Source organism: Achromobacter pulmonis, from assembly GCF_002885955.2.
GTDB lineage: Bacteria > Pseudomonadota > Gammaproteobacteria > Burkholderiales > Burkholderiaceae_B > Achromobacter > Achromobacter pulmonis_A.
Genome location: NZ_POQS01000005.1, coordinates 391228 through 410505, shown reverse-complemented (window position 1 = coordinate 410505; position 19278 = coordinate 391228). Strand labels below are relative to the sequence as shown.

Genomic DNA, 19278 nt, shown 5'->3' with positions numbered 1-19278 from the left:
ATACTAGGGGTATACCCGCGTAAAAATGTAACGGAGCGGCCTGAAAAGCGGCGCCGGCATGCGGTACCCTATCCGCCCCTCCCTCTCCTGCCGCACGCCCCCATGCCCGTCTGGACCTGCAAACCGCACGCCGCCCTGACCACCGCCGAGCTCTACGCCATCCTGCGCCTGCGCTCCGAAATCTTCGTGGTGGAACAGAACTGCGTCTTCCTCGACATGGACGGCAAGGACCTGAACGGCGCGACCGAACACCTGATGGCCTGGCAGGACGGCGCGCTGCTGGCCTATTGCCGCCTGCTGGAACCGGCCCTGAACGACGGCCGCGCCGTCATCGGCCGCGTGATCACCGCGCCGGCCGCGCGCGGCGCCGGCCTGGGCCACGAACTGATGCGCCGCGCCAAGGCCGAGGTCGAACGCCTGTGGCCCGGCCAGCCGGTGTACCTGGGCGCGCAGGCGCGGCTGCGCGGGTACTACGGCGGACACGGATTCGTGGTGGTCACCGAGGAATATATGGAGGATGGCATCCCGCATGTGGGGATGTTGTTGGAAGCGGGCGGGGCTTGATCGAAGGACGGCTCCAGCCGCCCGTCCTTTCCGCAAAAAACAAAAACGCCCCTCGCGGGGCGTCGAAAGACTCGGCCGGTCAACGGCCCGGCATCACACGCCGGACACGTCGAGCCTGGCCTGGGTCTTGGACTGGATTTCGTCGGCCGTCACGCCGGGAGCCAGTTCCAGCAGCTTCAGGCCGTTTTCGGTGACTTCCATCACGCCCAGGTCGGTGATGATCAGGTCGACCACGCCCACGCCCGTCAGGGGCAGCGTGCATTCGGGCAGCAGCTTGATGTCCTCGGTGCCGTCCTTCTTCTTGGCCACGTGCTCCATCAGGACCACGACGCGGCCCACGCCGGCCACCAGGTCCATGGCGCCGCCCATGCCCTTGACCATCTTGCCCGGGATCATCCAGTTCGCCAGGTCGCCCTTTTCGGAGACCTGCATGGCGCCGAGGATGGCCAGGTTGATCTTGCCGCCGCGGATCATCGCGAACGAATCGGCCGAGGAGAAGATCGAAGAGCCCGGCAGCGTCGTCACCGTCTGCTTGCCGGCGTTGATGAGGTCGGCGTCGACCTCGTCGTCGGTGGGGAACGGGCCGATGCCCAGCAGGCCGTTCTCGGATTGCAGCCACACTTCCACGCCCTTGGGCACGTGGTTGGCCACCAGGGTCGGCAAGCCGATGCCCAGGTTCACGTAAAAACCGTCTTGCAGTTCGCGCGCGGCGCGAGCCGCCATTTCATCGCGGGACCATGCCATGTCTGTTCTCCTTAGGCCGGGCGAGTGGTGCGTTGTTCGATGCGCTTTTCGGGCGTGGCGTTGAGCACGATCCGTTGCACATAGATGCCGGGCAGATGGATCTGGTCGGGGTCCAGGCTGCCGGTGTCAACGATTTTCTCGACCTCGACCACGGTCAGCTTGCCGGCCATGGCGACGTTGGGGTTGAAGTTGCGCGCGGTCTTGCGGAACACCAGGTTGCCGCTACGGTCGGCGATGTAGGCCTTGACCAGCGACACGTCCGGCACCAGCGAACGCTCCATCACGTACTGGTGGCCGTCGAACTCGCGGATTTCCTTGCCGTCGGCGACGATGGTGCCCACGCCGGTGCGGGTGAAGAAGGCCGGGATGCCGGCGCCGCCGGCGCGCAGCTTCTCGGCCAGCGTGCCCTGCGGCGTGAATTCGAGTTCGAGCTCGCCCGACAGGTACTGGCGTTCGAATTCCTTGTTCTCGCCCACGTACGAGGCGATCATCTTGCGCACCTGCCGCGTGTTGAGCAGCTGGCCGAGGCCGAAGCCGTCGACGCCCGCGTTATTGCTCACGCAGGTGAGATCCTTGACGCCCGAATCGCGCAACGCGGCGATCAGCGCCTCCGGAATGCCGCAAAGGCCGAAACCGCCGACGGCAATCATCTGGCCGTCCTTGACGATGCCTGCCAGCGCCTCCTGCGCGCTTGCATAAACCTTGTCCATCGCTCCAACTCCTAGTTAAGGTAAAACCGTAGAGAGCCCGTCCCGCGCCGCAACGGACCCTGTTTTTCCTGTTGCTATTGTGCTTTGCGTTCGATTTTACCGGCATGACCGGCCGGCGCCATCGCCATTTTGCCGCAGTCGCGGCGCGTCCCTCAGGCGGCCGGCGTGAACATGGCGCCCAGTTGCGCCAGCACCTGCTGCGGCCACGGGGCGGACACGTTGGCCACGTAGTCCATCCAGACTAGCACGTTGCGCCCGCGCGCATAGGGGCCGCTCGGGTCGCCGGCCTTCTCCAGGGTCAGCTCGAATTCGGCGCTGGAACGGCCGATGCGCGTGACCGTGTGCTTGACGAGCACGTCCGCGGGATAGGTGAAGGAACGCAGGAAATCGCAGGATGCGTGAGCCAGGATCAGGCCCGTCTCGGAGGGCAGCTTGAAGCCGGCGCCATAGAGGATCTGCATCCGCGCCTCTTCCATGAGCCGAAAATACAGCGTGTTGTTGAGATGGTTCAAAGCGTCGGAATCGCCCCAACGCAAAGGCAATTCCGTCTGGTGGGTATCGCCCACCGCAAGAATCCGTGCAGACAGATTGTCCGGGTTCACCAATAACTCCTGATGGCTGAATGAAATACAAAGGCAGGCATGGCTCCGCCTGCAATACAATCGCCGATAATACTTCCAGCCAAATATGGAATACATACGGGGAGCTTTGCAAATGTCTGAACGCGAGTCGATGGAATATGACGTGGTCGTGGTCGGCGGTGGACCCGCCGGCCTGGCCACTGCTATCCGTCTGAAGCAGTTGGCCGCTGAAAAGAACCAGGAGATCGGCGTCTGCGTGCTTGAAAAAGGCGCTGAACTCGGCGCGCACATCCTGTCCGGCGCCGTCATGGACCCGCTGGCGCTGACCGAGCTGATCCCCGACTGGAAAGAAAAAGGCGCGCCGCTGAACGTGCCCGTCACGCAGGACAAGTTCCTGTTCCTGTCGGAGAACGGCGCGCGCGCGACCCCCAACTGGCTGCTGCCGCCCTGTTTCCACAACGAAGGCAATTACATCGTGCGCCTCGGCGACGTGGTGAAATGGCTGGGCGAACAGGCCGAAGCGCTGGGCGTGGACATCTTCCCCGGCTTCGCCGCGGTGGAAGTCCTGTATGACGACAAGGGCGCGGTGCGCGGCGTGGCCACGGGCGACATGGGCGTGGCGCGCGACGGCAGCCACACCGACCACTACCAGCCCGGCATGGAACTGCATGCCCGCTACACGGTGTTCGCCGAAGGCGCGCGCGGCCAGCTCGGCCGCCAGCTGATCGAACGCTACAAGCTCGACGAAGGCCGCAACCCGCAGTCCTACGGCATCGGCATCAAGGAAATGTGGGAAGTCGATCCGGCCCAGTCCAAGCCGGGCCTGGTCATCCACACGGCCGGCTGGCCGCTGGATTCCGACACCTACGGCGGCTCGTTCCTCTACCACCTGGACAACAACCTGGTGGCCGTCGGCATGATCGTGGGCCTGGACTACGCCAACCCGTGGCTGTCGCCGTTCGACGAATTCCAGCGCTACAAGACGCACCCGGCCATCCGCGGCACCTTCGAAGGCGGCAAGCGCATCGCCTACGGCGCGCGCGCCATCACGGCCGGCGGCCTGCTGGCGCTGCCCAAGCTGACCTTCCCGGGCGGCGTGCTGGTCGGCTGCGAAGCGGGCTTCCTCAACGCCTCGCGCATCAAGGGCAGCCACGCCGCCATCAAGTCCGGCAAGCTGGCCGCCGAAGCGGCCTTCGACGCCCTGGTCGCGGATCGCCGCCAGGACGAGCTGTCCGCCTATCCGCAGGCCTTCGAAGCCTCGTGGCTGCACGCCGAGCTGAACAAGGCGCGCAACTTCAAGCAGTGGTTCAAGAAGGGCCGCACGATCGCCACGCTGATGACCGGCATCGAGCAGCTGGTGTTCAAGGGCAAGATGCCCTGGACCCTGCGCCACAACAAGCCCGATCACGCCTGCCTGCAACCGGCCTCGCAATGCGCGCGCATCGACTATCCCAAGCCGGACGGCAAGCTCACCTTCGACAAGCTCAGTTCGGTGTTCATCTCGAACACCAACCACGAAGAGAACGAGCCCATCCACCTGACGCTGAAGGACCCCACCGTTCCGGTGCGGATCAACCTGGCCAAGTACGGCGGGCCCGAAGCGCGCTACTGTCCCGCGGGCGTCTATGAGTTCGTCAAGGACGACCACGGCGAGGACCGCTTGCAGATCAACGCGCAGAACTGTGTGCACTGCAAGACCTGCGACATCAAGGACCCGACCCAGAACATCGTCTGGGTGGCGCCGCAAGGCGGCGAAGGTCCGGTCTACAGCGGCATGTAACCGGCGCCGCCCCGCGGGGCGGCGCGCAATGGCGCGAATCCCATGACCGAACGCGTGCTGCTCATCGGCTGCGGCGACCTGGGCCTGCGGGTCGCCCGGCGCTTCCTGGCGCGCGGCGACGAGGTCCATGCCCTGCGCCGCCATCCGCCGGCCGACGGCCCTTCGGGCATCCGCTGGCTGCGCGGCGACATCGCCGCGCCCGGCGGAATCGGCGCGCTGCCGCAAGGCGTCACGCGCCTGATCCACCTGCCTGCGCCCGGCGCGCGCGACGCCGCGGCCTATCGCGGCGTATTCATCGACGGCCTGGCGCGGGTGCTGGACGCGCTGGACGCCTCGCGGCTGGCGCGGATCGTGTTCGTGTCCTCCAGCGCCGTCTATGGCGAGCACGACGGCGACTGGGTCACCGAAGACACGCCCCCTGCTCCCCTGGGCGAGAACGGCCGCATATTGCTGCAGGCCGAGGCCGCGCTGGCGGCGCGCGGCCTGCCCGCCACGGCGCTGCGGCTGGCGGGCCTGTACGGCCCGGGCCGGCTGCAGCTGATCGAACGCCTGCGCAGCGGCGCGGCCGGCGCGCCGCGCCAGCCCGAACACTGGGCCAACCGCATACATATCGACGACGCCGCCGCGGCCGTGGCGCATCTGGCGCTGCTGCCCGAGGCCGCGCCGGTGTACATCGGCTGCGACGACACGCCGCTGCCCCTGCATACGCTGTACGCCGAGCTGGCCAGGCTGGCCGGCGCGCCCGCGCCGCGCACCGCGCCCGCCCCGGCCAACGTCGGCAGCAAGAAACTCAGCAACGCCCGCCTGCGCGCCAGCGGCTTCACGCTGCAGTGGCCCGACTCGCGCCTGGGCTACGCCGCGCTGCTGGCCGAGGCCCGGCCGCCGCAGGCATAGTTCGCCGCGCGCCGAAGCGTGGGCCGCGCACGCGCCGGATACTGGCGCCATCCCGACACTGCCAAGGACCACACCCCATGATCGCCGTGATATTCGAAGTCGAGCCGGCCGACGGCAACCCCGAGCCCTATCTGGCCATCGCCGCGGGACTGGTCGAGGAACTGCGGGCCGTCGACGGCTTTATTTCCGTCGAACGCTTCCAGAGCCTGAGCCAGCCGGGCAAGCTGCTGTCGCTATCGTTCTGGCGCGATGAGGACGCCGTGCGGCGCTGGCGCTCGCTGGAATCGCACCGCCGCGCGCAGGAAGCCGGGCGCGGCGGCGTGTTCGCCGGCTACCGGCTGCGGGTCGCACAGGTGCTGCGCGACTACGGCATGCACGAGCGCGAACAGGCCCCGGCCGACAGCCGCGAACGGCACGGCTGAGGCTGCGCCCGCGGCCTCAGGCCAGGTGCCGCGCCACGGCCTGGACCACCCGGCGCACGTCGTCGGCGGACACGTCCAGGTGCGTGACCAGGCGCGTCGGGCCGCCATAGACGGCGCGCATCAGGATGCCCTCGGCCGCCAGCGCGGCGGTCAGCGCCTCGCAGCGCGCGGGCTCGAATTCGGCGAACACCATGTTGGTGTCCTGGCTCAGCACCCTGACGCCGGCGATGCCGCGCAAGCCCTCGGCCAGCAGGCGCGCATTGGAATGGTCTTCGGCCAGGCGCTCGACGTTGTGTTCCAGCGCGTACAGGCAGGCCGCGGCCAGTACGCCGGCCTGGCGCAGGCCGCCGCCCAGCATCTTGCGCCAGCGGTGGGCGCGCGCGATCAGTTCGGCGCTGCCCGCCAGGACCGAGCCCACCGGCGCGCCCAGGCCCTTGGAAAAACAGATCGACACCGTATCGAAGGGTTGGCACAGCTGCGCCAACGGCAGGCCGCTGGCCACGGACGCGTTGAACACGCGCGCGCCGTCCAGATGCGTGGCCAGGCCGTGGCGGCGCGCCCAGTCGGTGGCGGCCTGCACGTAGGCGGCCGGGATCAGCTTGCCGTGGAAGGTGTTCTCCAGCGCCAGCAAACGGGTGCGCGCGAAGTGCGCGTCGTCGGCCGGCTTGAGCGCCGCCGCCAGTTTTTCCAGCGGCAGCGTGCCGTCTTCGGCGTGCTCGATCGGCTGCGGCTGGATGCTGCCCAGCACGGCCGCCCCGCCCCCTTCGTACTTGTAGGTATGGGCCAGCTGGCCCACCAGGTATTCGTCGCCGCGCCCGCAATGCGCCATCAGCGCGCCCAGGTTGCTCTGCGTGCCGGACGGGAAGAACAGGCCCGCCTCCTTGCCGGCGCGCGCGGCCACCGCTTCCTGCAGCCGGATCACGGTGGGATCGTCGCCCATCACGTCATCGCCCAGCGGCGCGGCGACCATGGCCTGCAGCATGGCCGCCGAGGGTCGGGTGACGGTGTCGCTGCGCAGATCGATCATGATTAGTCCTCGATAAATGGGATGGGGAGTCCGGTCAGTCGGCGCGCTGGGCCGGCGCGGCGCGGCTCACCACCCAGATGCCGGCCAGGATCAGCGCCATGCCGCCCAGTTCCACGGCAGTGGGCCGCTCGGACAGCAGCAGCCAGGCCAGCAGCATGGCCACCACCGGCACGCCCAGGCTGGACAGGCCGGCGATGGAGGCCGGCACCCGGCGCACGACCTGCAGCCACAGCAGCCAGCCCGCGGCGGTGGCGATCAGCACGATATAGACCATGCCGGCCCATAGCTGCCAGCCCCATTGCGCCGGCATCTGCGGCATGAGCCAGGCCACCGGCACCATCACCAGGCCGCCGAACAGCATCTGCCACGCGGTGAACGTCATCACGTCCGGCGCATGGCGCTCGAACATGCGCTTGGACAGCACGGTGCCCACGCCCCAGCTCAGGCCGCTGCCCAGCCCCAGCAGCACCGGCCGGATGTCGCCCAGGCCATTCCAGGGCTCGACGAAGCACACCAGGCCGACGGCGGCCAGGCCGATGCCCAGCGCGTGCGTGGCGGTGGGCCGTTCGCGCAGCAGCCACCATGCGAACAGGATCACCCAGAACGGCATGGTGTAGGCCATGAGCGAGACCTTGCCGACCCCGCCCGTCACCAGCGCGGTCTGCACGAAGCCCTGGAAGCCCGCGGTCTGGGTCAGGCCGATCAGCAGTGTCAGCTTCCACGGCGGCATGGCCAGCGGCCGGCGGGTCGCGATGGCCAGCGCGAACAGCACCAGACTGCCCGATACGTAGCGCAGCGCGACGAAATCGAACGGGCCGATGTAGGGCACGATCAGCTTCATCGCGATCCAGCTACCCGCCCAGACCAGGATGGTGCTGAGCATCAGGGCCAGCCCTGCGCGATCGAAACTGCTGCGGCTCACGTCTTCGACTCCGTGTGGTGCGAGAAAAAAAGAAGGCGCCCGTGCCGGAAAGAGCACGGGCGCCTCACATTATGCGCCTGTCGCGCAGCGCGCGGCCGGACGGCGCCGGCCGGGCCCGCTCACAGCGGCTTGGACAGCTGTTCCAGGATGGCGGGGTTCTCCAGCGTGGAGACGTCCTGCGTGACTTCCTCGCCCTTGGCGACCACGCGCAGCAGGCGGCGCATGATCTTGCCCGAACGCGTCTTGGGCAGGTTGTCGCCGAAGCGGATGTCCTTGGGCTTGGCGATGGGGCCGATTTCCCTGGCCACCCAGTCGCGCCGCGTCTTGGCGATGGCCTGCGCCTCGTCGCCTTCGGGGCGGGCGCGCTTGAGCACCACGAAGGCCACCACGGCCTCGCCCGTCGTATCGTCCGGACGGCCCACCACCGCGGCCTCGGCCACCATTTCGTGGGCCACCAGGGCCGATTCGACTTCCATCGTGCCCAGGCGGTGGCCGGAGACGTTCAGCACGTCGTCGATGCGGCCCATGATCCAGAAATAGCCGTCGGCGTCGCGCTGCGCGCCGTCGCCGGCCAGGTAGTAGCCGCGAAGCTCGGACGGGAAATAGCTTTTCTTGAAGCGCTCCGGGTCGCCCCAGATGTTGCGGATCATGGCCGGCCACGGACGCTTGACCACCAGGAAGCCGCCGTTGCCCTGCTCGACGTCGGCGCCGGTCTCGTCGACGATGGCCGCCGCGATGCCCGGCAGGGGCAAGGTGCAGGAACCCGGCTTGGTCGGCGTGGCGCCGGGCAGCGGGGTGATCATGTGCCCGCCGGTCTCGGTCTGCCACCAGGTGTCCACGATGGGACAACGCTCGCGGCCCACGTTCTTGTGGTACCACATCCAGGCTTCGGGGTTGATGGGCTCGCCCACCGTGCCGATGATGCGCAGGCTGTCGAGATCGTAGTTGCCGGGATGCGCTTCGGGCGTGGCCTCGGCCGCCTTGATCAGCGAGCGGATCGCCGTGGGCGCGGTGTAGAAGGTGTTGACCTTGTGGCGCGCGATCATGTCCCAGAAGCGGCCGGCGTTCGGGTAGGTGGGCACGCCCTCGAACACCACCTGCGTCAGGCCGGCGGCCAGCGGGCCGTAGGTGATGTAGGTGTGGCCGGTGACCCAGCCCACGTCGGCCGTGCACCAGTAGACGTCGTCCTTGCGCGCGTCGAAGGTCCACTTCACGGTCAGCAGCGCCCACAGCAGGTAGCCCGCCGACGAGTGCTGCACGCCCTTGGGCTTGCCGGTGGAGCCGGAGGTGTAGAGGATGAACAGCGGGTGCTCGGCGTTGACCGGCACCGGTTCGCAGGTGTCGGCCTGGCCGGCTTCCACGTCATGCATCCAGAGGTCGCGGCCTTCGTTCCACTGCACCTTGCCGCCGGTGCGGCGGTACACGATGACCTTGGAGACGGCTTCGCAGCCGCCCATGGCGAAGGCTTCCTCGACCGCCGGCTTGAGCGGGATGGTCTTGCCGCCGCGCACCTGCTCGTCGGCCGTGATGACCAGCGTGGCGCCCACGTCCACGATGCGCTCCTGCAGGCTCTTGGCCGAGAAGCCGCCGAACACCACCGAGTGCGTCACGCCCAGGCGCGCGCAGGCCTGCATGGCGACCACGGCTTCGATCGACATCGGCATGTAGATGATGGCGCGGTCGCCCTTCTTGTAGCCCAGCGCGGCGATGCCGTTGGCGAAGCGGCACACGCGCGCCAGCAGTTCGCGGTACGTGATCTTGTCGACCTTGCCGTCGTCGGATTCGAAGATGATGGCGGTCTTGTCGGCGTTGCCGTTGGTGAGGTGCACGTCCAGGCAGTTGGCCGAAACGTTGAGTTCGCCGTCGCCGAACCAGCGGTAGAACGGCGCGTCGGATTCGTCGAGGACCTGCGTGAAGGGCTTGGTCCATTGCAGGTTGTCGCGCGCCTGGCCGGCCCAGAAGCCGTCGAAATCGTTCTCGACCTGGGCGCACAGCGCGTTGTAGGCGTCCATGCTGGGAATCGCGGCGCCCTGCGCCGCGCGCTCGGGCGGCGGGAATACGCGGGTTTCCACCAGGACGGACTCAATAGCGTTCGACATGATTTTTGTCTCCAATCGGTGATTCTGTTGTTTGTGCCGCTTTTTCAGACCTACCTGCAACCGTATCGCCACGCTCTTACGGGCACCTTACGCAAAATGCGGGCCGGAGTCCGCGTGCGCAGGCGCCTGGAGCGCCGGGATCGCAGGGCATAGGCCTCGCGGCCCGCACAAGCCATTGGCGCATCGGCGCCGCATGGTGGCGGCGCCGCTGGGCAGACCATAAGGATAGCAGCCGCGGCGGCGCTTTCGCGAGTCAGGCGCCCCGCCGCGCCAGGCCGCTGCGCACGTCCACGCGCGCCAGCAGGATGAGGCCGCCGACGAAGAACAGGCCGGTCACCAGGATCGCCAGGCGATGGTTGCCGTGCGTGGCCCAGGTCACCAGGCCATAGGTCAGCGGACCGATCACGGCGGCGAGCTGCACCGCGAAGGTCCACAGCGAATAGAACTCTGCCAGCCGGCCCGCGGGCGCGAGCGCGCCCGTCATGGCCCGGCCCGCGCTCTGGGTCGTGCCCATGCACAGCCCGGCCAGCGTGGCGGCCACCCAGAACACCGGCGCGGTCACGGCGGCGTAGGCCACCAGCACCATCGCGATCCAGCCGGCCAGCGTGATGGCCAGCGCCGGCTTGTGGCCGATGCGGTCCTGCACGTAGCCGAACGAGAACGCGCCCGCCGCCGCGCCGATGTTCACGGTGAACACCAGCAGCATGATCTGGGGCGTGGTGAAGCCCATGACTTCCGAGGCGTAGACGGCCGCCAGCGTGATCACCACCGAGATGCCGGCCTGGTAGCAGGCGATGCACATCAGCAGCCGGCGGAACTCGGGAAAGTGCTGTCCGGTCTCGCGCCAGGCGTAGGCCAGGCGCTTGAGCATGTGCAGCGCCTGCGTCTGGCCGGGCTGCGGCCGGGCGCGCTCGCGCAGCATGAAAAAAGACGGCAGCGCCGCCAGCGCGAACACCGTACAGGTGACGACGACGACCCAGGGCACGAATTGCTCGGCGCCCGCGCCGCGCGCCTCGGCCTGCGTCACGACCAGCAGCGACAGGCCCAGCGTCAGCATGCCGCCGAAATAGCCGAAGCTCCAGCCCCAGCCCGAGACCCGCCCCAGCGCCGAGGGCCTGGCGAGTTCGGGCAGGAAGGCCGCGACCACCGACTCGCCCACGCAATAGCAGTAGTTGGAGACGACGATGGCGGCCAGCGCCAGCCAGACGTCGCCCGGACCCGCCTGGGTCAGCATCAGCGTGGCCGCGACGCAGCCCACCGTGCTCGCGTAGAGCAGGCGGCGCTTGCCGGCGCGCGCGTCGGCGCGGGCGCCCAGGCTGGGCATGGTCAGCATGATGAGCAGATAGGACAGCGACAGCGCCGCGGTCCAAGCCAGCGTGGCCCACGGGGCGCGCCCGCCCACCACGCCGACGAAATAAGTGCTGAACACCGCCGTGAGGATCACGGTGGTGTAGCCGGAATTGGCGAAGTCGTACATGGCCCAGGCCCAGACTTCGCGCCTGGCCACGCCGGGGTTCAGGGGACTGTCGTCGCCTGCCCCGGCGTTTTTCGCGCAAGCGCCGGACGGCGCCTGCGGCGGCATGCCATCGCTCATAGGGCAGCCTTCGTGCTGCGCACTCCGGTATTCGCCATTGGGGCGGCCCGGCGGCTCATAGGCCCAGCGCGGCGATGCCTGCCTGAGCGATCAGCACGTCCTCGCTCGATTTCACGCCGGACACGCCGACCGCGCCGACCACGTGGCCATCGGCCACGACCGGCACGCCGCCTTCGAGCAGGCCGTCGAGCGAGGGGGCCGACAGGAACGAGTAGCGGCCGTTGTTGATCATCTCTTCGTAGACGCGCGACTCGCGGCGGCCGAGCGCCGCGGTCTTGGCCTTGGCCGGAGCGATGTGCGCCGAGATCGGAGCCGCGCCGTCCAGGCGCAGCATGCCCAACAGGTGGCCGCCGTCATCGACCACGGAGATCGTGACGGCCCACTTGTTCTGCAGGGCGTGTGCTTCGGCCGCGGCCAGGATCTTCTTGACGTCTTCGGCGCTCAGCACGGGCTTGGTATTCATTGCAGCGACTCCTTTATCTGTTCCAGGGCGGTTGGATCTTCTATGGTGGTCAGATCTCCGGGATCGCGTCCTTCGCATACCGCGACGATCGCGCGGCGCAGGACCTTGCCGGAGCGGGTCTTGGGCAACGCGCCCACGAACCTGATCCTGGCGGGTCGGGCCACCGCTCCCAGCTGATCTTCCACCAGCCGCATGATATCGCCTTCCAGCTGCTTTGCCGCCTCCGGCGTCTCGGCGCCGGCGGGATTCTTGAGCACGGCGAAGGCCATCGCCACCTGCCCCTTGAGCGAGTCGGCCACGCCCACCACCGCGCATTCGGCGATGGCGCTGTGGCTGTTGACCGATTCCTCGATCTCGCGCGTGCCCAGCCGGTGGCCGGCCACGTTGATCACGTCGTCGGTGCGGCCCAGGATGAACCAGTAGCCGTCGGCGTCGACCAGGCCCCAGTCGAAGGTCGAATACACCTGGCGACCCGGGATGGACGTGAAGTAGGTCTGCACGAAGCGTTCGTCGTCGCCCCAGATGGTGGACATGGCGCCGGGCGGCAGCGGCGGCACGATGGCCACCACGCCCTTCTGGTCGGGCCCGAGGTCCTCGCCGGTGGATTCGCTGACGATGCGCGCGTCGAAACCGTACACCGGGAACGACGGGCTGCCATAGCGGGTGGGCACCTTTTCCACGCCCGGCTGCGCCGACAGGATGGGCCAGCCCGACTCCGTCTGCCAGTAGTTGTCGATGATGGGCTTGCCCAGGCCGCTGGAGATCCATTGCGCCGTAGGCTCGTCCAGCGGCTCGCCCGCCAGGTAGACCGCGCGCAGCGAAGACAGGTCGTGGCGCTTGAGCAGTTCGGGGTCCTGGCGCTTGAGCACGCGCACCGCGGTCGGGGCCGAGAACAGCGTGTTGACGCCGAACTGCTCGACCAGCTTCCACAGGATCGCGCCGTCCGGACGCACCGGCGTGCCTTCGTACAGCACCGTGGCCTGCCCGCCGATCAGCGGGCCGTAGACGATATAGGAATGGCCCACCACCCAGCCGATGTCGCTGGTGCAGAAGAAGGTGTCGCCGGCCTTGCCGTTGAACAGGTATTCCATGGACGAGGCCAGCGCCACGGCGTAGCCGCCGGTGTCGCGCTGCACGCCCTTGGGCCTGCCGGTCGTGCCGGAGGTGTAGAGGATATAGCTGGGCTCGGACGACTCCAGCCATTCGACCGGCACCCGCGCGCCCTGGTGGCGCTGGCGCAGCGTGGCGTAGTCCAGGTCGCGCCCGGCCACCGGCTCGAACGGCGCCAGGCCGCGGTCGAACACCACGACCGAGGCCGGCGGCGACTTGGCCAGGGCCAGCGCGCGGTCCAGCAGCGGCTTGTACGGCACCACCTTGCCGGCGCGCGAACCGCCGTCGGTGCAGACCACCACCTTGGGCGCCGCATCGTCGATGCGCTGCGCCAGGTTGACCGAGGCGAAACCGCCGAACACCACCGAATGCACCGCGCCGATACGGGCACAGGCCAGCATGGTGAACACGGCTTCCGGCACCATCGGCATGTAAAGCAGCACCCGGTCGCCCCGCCCCACGCCCAGTTCCTTGAGCATGGCGGCGGCCGCGTTGACCTCGTCATAGACCTCCTGGCGGGTATAGACGCGCTCGCGGTCCACTTCCGTGGAGACCCAGATCAGGGCCGGCTTGTCGGCCTGGGTCGGCAGCCAGCGGTCGACCGCGTTGTAGCAGAGATTGGTGCGCCCGCCCGTGAACCACTTGGCGAACGGCGGGCGCGAAAAGTCCAGCACGGACTCGAACGGCGTCTCCCAATGCACGCGGTCGGCCTGTTCGCGCCAGAACGCGTCGCGGTCATGTACCGAGCGGTAATGGAAATCCCGGGTTTTTTGCATTTATGTCTCCTGTTATCTTTCTTCCGCCTTTGGGCTGATTGCTTTTTTCTGGAATCTTTCAGCCACATTTTGGTAGGCGAACCTTGCACGAGGCTTGCCGCAAGTCAAAACATTCTGCCCGACGTCCACGCTGCATGGACATTAAAGTCCTTAAAGTGACACAAACGTCACAAACCGGACTTGAAAGTTTGGTAGAATCCCCGCGAAGTTGTACAAAAATGTTGATTTTGCTGACATCTTGGCCAGATTCACGGTGATCGCCGTGTTTTCTGCCGTCATCAGCGGATCTTCCCCAGGCGAATGCATCGACACTCCACACGCGCGCGACTGAATTCATCCCCGGGCCAAGCAAGCCGCGGTCTGCCTCGCAGTCTGCAATTGCTGGCGCTGGCGGCGTGCGTGGTTCTGGCCGGCTGTGCCGGCACAAGTCAAAAGTCTACCGCCTATACGTCGGAAATCGATCCCTACGAATCCGGCGCGCTGACCGCCAGCTACGACCCCATCGGCATGCTGGTGGCGCAGAAATTCAAGCGCGAGCGCCAGAAGCCCCACACCGGCGTCGACAGCGACAACGCCATGGTCAGCGAAGCGCTGAACTACCTCGGCATCCGCTACCGCTTCGGCGGCAGTTCTCCCGACACCGGTTTCGATTGCAGCGGCCTGGTCACCTACACGGCCGAACGCTCGCTGGGCCTGAAACTGCCGCGCAACGCCGCCGAAATGGCGCGCCAGGGCACCGTCATCGACAAGAGCGAACTGAAGGCCGGCGACCTGGTCTTCTTCAACACGCTGGGCCGCCGCTATTCGCACGTCGGCATCTATCTTGGCGACGACCGTTTCGTGCACTCGCCCAGTTCCGGCGGCGTGGTCCGCGTCGAGAACATGACCATGACCTACTGGGCCAAGCGCTATAACGGCGCCCGCCGCCTGGACAACAGCCTGATCGCCTCGGCCCGCGCGGCCAACTGATCCGCCCGCCCCCCGGATAACGCACAAGCAAAACGCCGCCGGACTGCGAAGTCCGGCGGCGTTTTGCCTTGATCTTGCGGCCTGCCGGCAGCGGGTCTACCCAGCTTGCCCCGGCGGCAGGACCTGCCTAGTGCACCGTGCCCGCGTGCGCGCACAGGCCGCACTGCTGCAGCGCCTGCTGCATGCTGCATACCGAGCGGCGACAAGCGACGACCCGGATGCCGCCGCGTTGCGCCGCGTTGCGGAAGGTCTTCATGACGTTGTGGCCGAGGAAGTCGGTCAGCAGGATGACGAGCTGGGTGCCCGAGGGCAGCTGCAAGGTTTTTTTCTGGTGCGAAGGATCGCGCCCGCTGATGTGGTGCGTGATCGAAATGTTGTGCCCCTTGAGTAGGTCGGGAATGTTGCCGAGGCGGTCGGCGCCCACTATCACTGCACTGAGTCCTGCGGTCATGATGAACCTCGCTGGGTCGTTGAGACTGGTAGTAATGATAATGATTCCCATTTTTTAGTCAACCCAAATGAGATCGGTTCTTATTTAATTATTTTTATGAGCCCCTGAACGGGGATAGCGAGATCCCCGGATCGACAAAAAAAATGGCGCCCGAAGGCGCCGTGCGGGTGGCCCGCGAAGGCATGCCAAGCCTACTTGGGGCTTCCCTGCACGGCTTCGGTCACCACCGCGCGGGTCAGGGACGGCGCCAGCATTTCCAGGAACGTGTAGACGTAGTCCCGCAGGAACACGCCCGCTTTGACGCCCACACGGGTGGTATGCGTGCCGAACAGGTGGCCCACGGCCAGCCCGACCAGGTTGGAATCGCGCCGCGGGTCGTAGGCCACGCCGGCGATGATGCCTATGCCCAATCCTACGTCGACGTACGTCTTGATCACGTCGGCGTCGATGGCTTCCAGGACGATGTCCGGGTGTATGCCCTGGTTGGCGAAGATCTCGTCTATGGTGGTGCGGCCGGTGAAGGCGCGGTCATAGGTGACGATGGGGTATTCGGCCAACTGCGCCAGCGTCAGCCGCTTGGCGGCGCTGGAGGTCAGTTCGGCCAGGGGATGGTCCGGGCGCACCACTACCGTGTGCTCCCAGGCGTAGACCGGCAGCGTGGCCAGGCCGGGCGTCAGGGCCAGCGATTCGGTGGCCAGCGCCAGGTCGGCCTGCTCGTGCAGCACCATTTCCGCCAGCTGGGCGGGGCTGCCTTCGGCCAACGACAGGTGGACCTTGGGGAATTGCTTGCGAAACGCCGGAATGACCCTGGGCAGCAGGTAGCGCGCCTGGGTGTGGGTGCAGGCGATGACCAGGCCGCCCTCGTCGCGGCGCGCGAACTCGTCGCTGACCTTCTTGAGGTTGTCCACTTCCCGCATGATGCGGTCGATGACCTGCGACACCGCCAGGCCGGGCTTGGTCAGCCCCTTGATGCGTTTTCCGTGGCGTTCGAAGATCTTGATGCCGAGTTCGTCCTCGAACTCGATGATCGCCTTGGATACCCCCGGCTGAGAGGTATAGAGCATCCGGGCGGCTTCGGTGAGGTTGAAGTCGCGCCGGATGGTTTCCCGCACGAAACGAAATTGCTGCAGGTTCATGAATTGGCCCCTGTTAGACGGGCCAATTATAAGTAATAAGGACGCCTTGCTATATGACTTATTTGTATATGCTTAGGCGCAAGGCGTCCCGCTTTCAGCGCATCGTGATCGTGGTGTTCACACTCTTGGCATGGGCCGACCAGCGCGCGGTGACGGTCTTGGTCTGCGTCCAGAACTGCACCGCCTGCTTGCCGTTGGGACCCAGGTCGCCCAGCTTGGAGGCGCGCGAGCCGGTGAAGCTGAACCAGGCCACCGGCACCGGGATCGGCACGTTGATGCCGACCTGGCCAACGTCGATGTTGTTCTGGAAGTAGCGGGCCGCGCCGCCGTCCTGGGTGAACAGCGCCACGCCGTTGCCATTGGGGTTGCGGTTGATGAACTCCACCGCTTCTTCGAGGGTTTCGACGCCCACCACGCACAGGACCGGGCCGAAGATTTCTTCGGTGTAGATGGTCATGTTCTCGGTGACGCCTTCGAAGATGGTCGGGCCCACGAAGTTGCCCTGCTCGAAGCCGGCCACCTTCAGTTCGCGGCCGTCGAGCAGCAGCTTGGCGCCTTCGTCCACGCCCTTCTGGATCAGGCTTTCGACGCGCTTCTTGGCGTTGGGCGAGACCAGCGGGCCGAGGTCGGCGGCGCGGTCGGTGCCGGCGTTGACCTTGAGCTTCTTGGCGCGTTCGACGAAGTCGGGCAGCCAGTTGCGCGCTTCTCCGACCAGCACGGCCACGGACGAGGCCATGCAGCGCTGGCCGGCCGCGCCGAAGGCGGCGCCCAGCAGCTGGTTCAGCGCGACTTCGGGATCGGCGTCGGGCAGCACCACGCAGTGGTTCTTGGCGCCCATCATGGACTGGCAGCGCTTGCCGGCGGCCGAGGCGCGGTTGTAGATCTCGGTGCCCACGCGGGTCGAGCCGATGAACGAGACCGCCTTGATGTCGGGATGCTCGCACAGGCCGTTGGCGATGTCGGGGCCGCCATGCACGACGTTGAGCACGCCCGGCGGCAGGCCGGCTTCCAGCGCCAGCTGGGCCAGGAACAGCGAGGACGTCGGGTCCTGCTCGGAGGGCTTGAGCACGAAGGTGTTGCCGCAAGCCACGGCGATCGGGAACATGAAGCACGGCAGCATCACCGGGAAGTTGAACGCGGTGATGCCCGCGCACACGCCCAGCGGCTGGATCAGGGTGTAGACGTCGATGCCGGTGGCGGCGTTCTCGGCGTATTCGCCCAATTGCAGGTTGGCGATGGAACAAGCATGTTCGACCACTTCCAGGCCGCGGCCGACTTCGCCCTCGGCGTCCGGCAGGGTCTTGCCGTGCTCGCGGGTGATCATCTCGGCCAGCTTGCCGGTGTTGGCGCGCAGCAGCTCCTGGAACTTCAGCATGACGCGCATGCGCAAGCCCTGCCCGCTGTTGCGCCAGGTCTTGAAGGCCTCCTTGGCGTTGGAGACGGCCAGGTCCAGTTCCTCGCGGGTGGCGAAGGGAACCTTGGCGACGACCTCCTGGGTAGCGGGATTGATCACGTCTCGCCATTCGGTGGTTTTGGACTGCACTAGCTTGCCGCCGATCAATAGCGGAACGCGCGGGACTTCACTCATTTGATGCTCCTCACACTGCCTAGTCGATGCGGAGCGGACTCCGCGTTCATGGATTCAGCGGACGCCGCGGGGGCGGCGCCCGCATTGCCTTATTTCTTCACCAGCGGGCACGTGGAATCGGACAGGGGCTGGAAGGCCTCGGCGGCCGGGATGGTGGCCACCAGCTTGGAATAGTCCCAGCCGCCCTTGGATTCCGCGGGCTTCTTCACTTCGTACAGGTACATATCGTGGATCACGCGGCCATCGGGACGGATCGAGGCATTGCGCATGATCGGGTCCTTGATGGGCAGCTCGCGCATCTTGTCGGCCACCACCTTGCCGTCGGTGCTGCCGGTAGCCGCCACCGCGCGCAGGTAGTGCAGCACGCTGGAATACACGCCGGCCTGGGTCATGGTGGGCTTGAGGCCGCGGAAGGCCTTTTCGAAGCGTCCGGACCATTGGCGGGTGTTGTCGTCGTAGTCCCAGTAGAAGCCGTCGACGTACGACAGCCCCTGGGCGTTCTCCAGGCCCAGCGCCCGCAGGTCGGACAGGAAGATCAGCAGCGACACCAGGCGCTGGCCGCCCGCCACGATGCCGAATTCGCGCGCCTGCTTGACGGCGTTGACCGTGTCCTGGCCGCCGTTGGCCAGCGCCACCACCTGCGCCTTGGAGCTTTGCGCCTGCAGCAGGTAGGAAGCGAAGTCGGGCGCGTTCAGCGGATGCCGCACGCTGCCGGCGACCGTGCCGCCCAGGGCCTGCACGGCCTTGGCGGTGTCGGCTTCCAGCGAGTGGCCGAAGGCGTAGTCCACGGTGATGAAGAACCAGGACTTGCCGCCCGCGCGCACCGTGGCCTTGGCGCCGCCGGCCGATTGCGAATAGGTGTCGAACATCCAGTGGAAGCCGACCGGCGAGCATTCCTTGTTGGTCAGGGCCGTGGTGGCCGGGCCGGAGAACATCACGACCTTGTTCTTTTCGCGCGCGATGCCCTGCACCGCCAGCGCCACGGCGGAGTTGGTCAGGTCGGCGATGGCGGTGACGCCGTCGCGGTCGAACCATTCGCGCGCCTTGGCCGCGCCCACGTCCGCCTTGTTCTGGTTGTCCGCGGACACCAGCTCGATCTTCATGCCCTTGCACTCCGCGGCCAGGCAATCGTCGATCGCCAACTGGGCCGCAGCCACCGATCCCGCGCCCCCCATGGCGGCGTAGGTGCCCGACATATCGGTCAGAATCCCGATCTTCACCGGCGGCTTATCCGCCGCATGGGCCTGGGCGACCAGGGCGGCGCCCAGACACAGCCCTGCGGCCAGCCCGCGTGCGTGCAATTTCATGGATTTGTCTCCTGAGTTTTATGCGTTGTTGCGCCGTCTTTGCGGCCTGCGGCCCCGGGGGTTCCCCCTGGACCTGCCAACCCAGTGTAGATGTGTGAAAATCAACAAGCAAGGCCAGAAATGCACATTCCTTGTGCATGA

18 protein-coding genes are annotated in these 19278 nt (G+C 67.1%); 5 read left to right on the top strand and 13 right to left on the bottom strand.

Going from position 1 to position 19278, the window contains the following annotated elements; translation table 11 throughout:
* Positions 1–102 precede the first annotated feature (102 nt).
* Positions 103–564: a GNAT family N-acetyltransferase gene (locus C1I89_RS20785; protein WP_102774454.1), complete on the top strand. Its 462-nt coding sequence runs from the start codon at positions 103–105 to the stop codon at positions 562–564.
* A gap of 93 nt (positions 565–657) precedes the next feature.
* On the opposite strand, the gene C1I89_RS20780 is transcribed toward C1I89_RS20785, so the two are convergent.
* The 3 genes from C1I89_RS20780 to C1I89_RS20770 form a co-directional block, all read right to left on the bottom strand.
* Positions 658–1308: a CoA transferase subunit B gene (locus C1I89_RS20780; protein WP_102774453.1), complete on the bottom strand. Its 651-nt coding sequence runs from the start codon at positions 1306–1308 to the stop codon at positions 658–660.
* Positions 1309–1319: 11 nt separating this feature from the next.
* Entirely contained in the window at positions 1320–2018 is a 699-nt protein-coding gene (locus tag C1I89_RS20775; RefSeq protein ID WP_102774452.1) for a CoA transferase subunit A, read from the bottom strand.
* Positions 2019–2170: 152 nt separating this feature from the next.
* The gene (locus tag C1I89_RS20770) at positions 2171–2620 is read right to left on the bottom strand and encodes an acyl-CoA thioesterase (RefSeq protein ID WP_181391011.1); all 450 of its coding nucleotides are present in this window, start codon (positions 2618–2620) and stop codon (positions 2171–2173) included.
* A 112-nt stretch (positions 2621–2732) separates the two neighbouring features.
* On the opposite strand from C1I89_RS20770, the gene C1I89_RS20765 reads away from it, so the two are divergent.
* The 3 genes from C1I89_RS20765 (at position 2733) to C1I89_RS20755 (ending at position 5695) form a co-directional block, all read left to right on the top strand.
* Complete coding sequence (locus C1I89_RS20765) at positions 2733–4379, top strand: electron transfer flavoprotein-ubiquinone oxidoreductase (RefSeq protein WP_168202249.1); 1647 nt, start codon at positions 2733–2735, stop codon at positions 4377–4379.
* Between the two features lie 42 nt (positions 4380–4421).
* Complete coding sequence (locus tag C1I89_RS20760) at positions 4422–5273, top strand: NAD-dependent epimerase/dehydratase family protein (protein ID WP_102774450.1); 852 nt, start codon at positions 4422–4424, stop codon at positions 5271–5273.
* Positions 5274–5350: 77 nt separating this feature from the next.
* Positions 5351–5695: an antibiotic biosynthesis monooxygenase family protein gene (locus tag C1I89_RS20755; protein ID WP_102774449.1), complete on the top strand. Its 345-nt coding sequence runs from the start codon at positions 5351–5353 to the stop codon at positions 5693–5695.
* A gap of 16 nt (positions 5696–5711) precedes the next feature.
* Here the strand turns inward: C1I89_RS20755 and ltaE are convergent, their stop codons facing one another.
* From ltaE to C1I89_RS20725, 6 genes are all read right to left on the bottom strand, one after another.
* Positions 5712–6722, bottom strand: a complete 1011-nt coding sequence (ltaE, locus tag C1I89_RS20750) for a low-specificity L-threonine aldolase (protein WP_102774448.1) — start codon at positions 6720–6722, stop codon at positions 5712–5714.
* A gap of 34 nt (positions 6723–6756) precedes the next feature.
* Positions 6757–7644: a DMT family transporter gene (locus tag C1I89_RS20745; protein WP_102774447.1), complete on the bottom strand. Its 888-nt coding sequence runs from the start codon at positions 7642–7644 to the stop codon at positions 6757–6759.
* A 119-nt stretch (positions 7645–7763) separates the two neighbouring features.
* Positions 7764–9743, bottom strand: coding sequence for an acetate--CoA ligase (acs, locus tag C1I89_RS20740; RefSeq protein WP_181391010.1), 1980 nt, complete (start codon positions 9741–9743; stop codon positions 7764–7766).
* A 253-nt stretch (positions 9744–9996) separates the two neighbouring features.
* Entirely contained in the window at positions 9997–11325 is a 1329-nt protein-coding gene (locus C1I89_RS20735; RefSeq protein WP_440130654.1) for an MFS transporter, read from the bottom strand.
* Between the two features lie 67 nt (positions 11326–11392).
* Positions 11393–11800, bottom strand: a complete 408-nt coding sequence (locus C1I89_RS20730) for a GlcG/HbpS family heme-binding protein (RefSeq protein WP_102774444.1) — start codon at positions 11798–11800, stop codon at positions 11393–11395.
* Positions 11797–13686: a propionate--CoA ligase gene (locus C1I89_RS20725; protein ID WP_102774443.1), complete on the bottom strand. Its 1890-nt coding sequence runs from the start codon at positions 13684–13686 to the stop codon at positions 11797–11799. Before C1I89_RS20725 ends, C1I89_RS20730 begins: the two co-directional genes overlap by 4 nt.
* Before the next feature lie 300 nt (positions 13687–13986).
* On the opposite strand from C1I89_RS20725, the gene C1I89_RS20720 reads away from it, so the two are divergent.
* Entirely contained in the window at positions 13987–14655 is a 669-nt protein-coding gene (locus tag C1I89_RS20720; protein ID WP_168202247.1) for a C40 family peptidase, read from the top strand.
* Positions 14656–14782: 127 nt separating this feature from the next.
* Here the strand turns inward: C1I89_RS20720 and C1I89_RS20715 are convergent, their stop codons facing one another.
* From C1I89_RS20715 to C1I89_RS20700, 4 genes are all read right to left on the bottom strand, one after another.
* On the bottom strand, positions 14783–15106 hold the full coding sequence (locus C1I89_RS20715; protein WP_102774560.1) for a DUF2325 domain-containing protein: 324 nt from the start codon (positions 15104–15106) through the stop codon (positions 14783–14785).
* Positions 15107–15297: 191 nt separating this feature from the next.
* Entirely contained in the window at positions 15298–16242 is a 945-nt protein-coding gene (locus C1I89_RS20710) for a CysB family HTH-type transcriptional regulator (RefSeq protein WP_102774441.1), read from the bottom strand.
* A gap of 94 nt (positions 16243–16336) precedes the next feature.
* Entirely contained in the window at positions 16337–17830 is a 1494-nt protein-coding gene (locus C1I89_RS20705; protein ID WP_102774440.1) for a CoA-acylating methylmalonate-semialdehyde dehydrogenase, read from the bottom strand.
* Between the two features lie 89 nt (positions 17831–17919).
* On the bottom strand, positions 17920–19137 hold the full coding sequence (locus C1I89_RS20700) for an ABC transporter substrate-binding protein (protein WP_102774439.1): 1218 nt from the start codon (positions 19135–19137) through the stop codon (positions 17920–17922).
* Positions 19138–19278 lie beyond the last annotated feature (141 nt).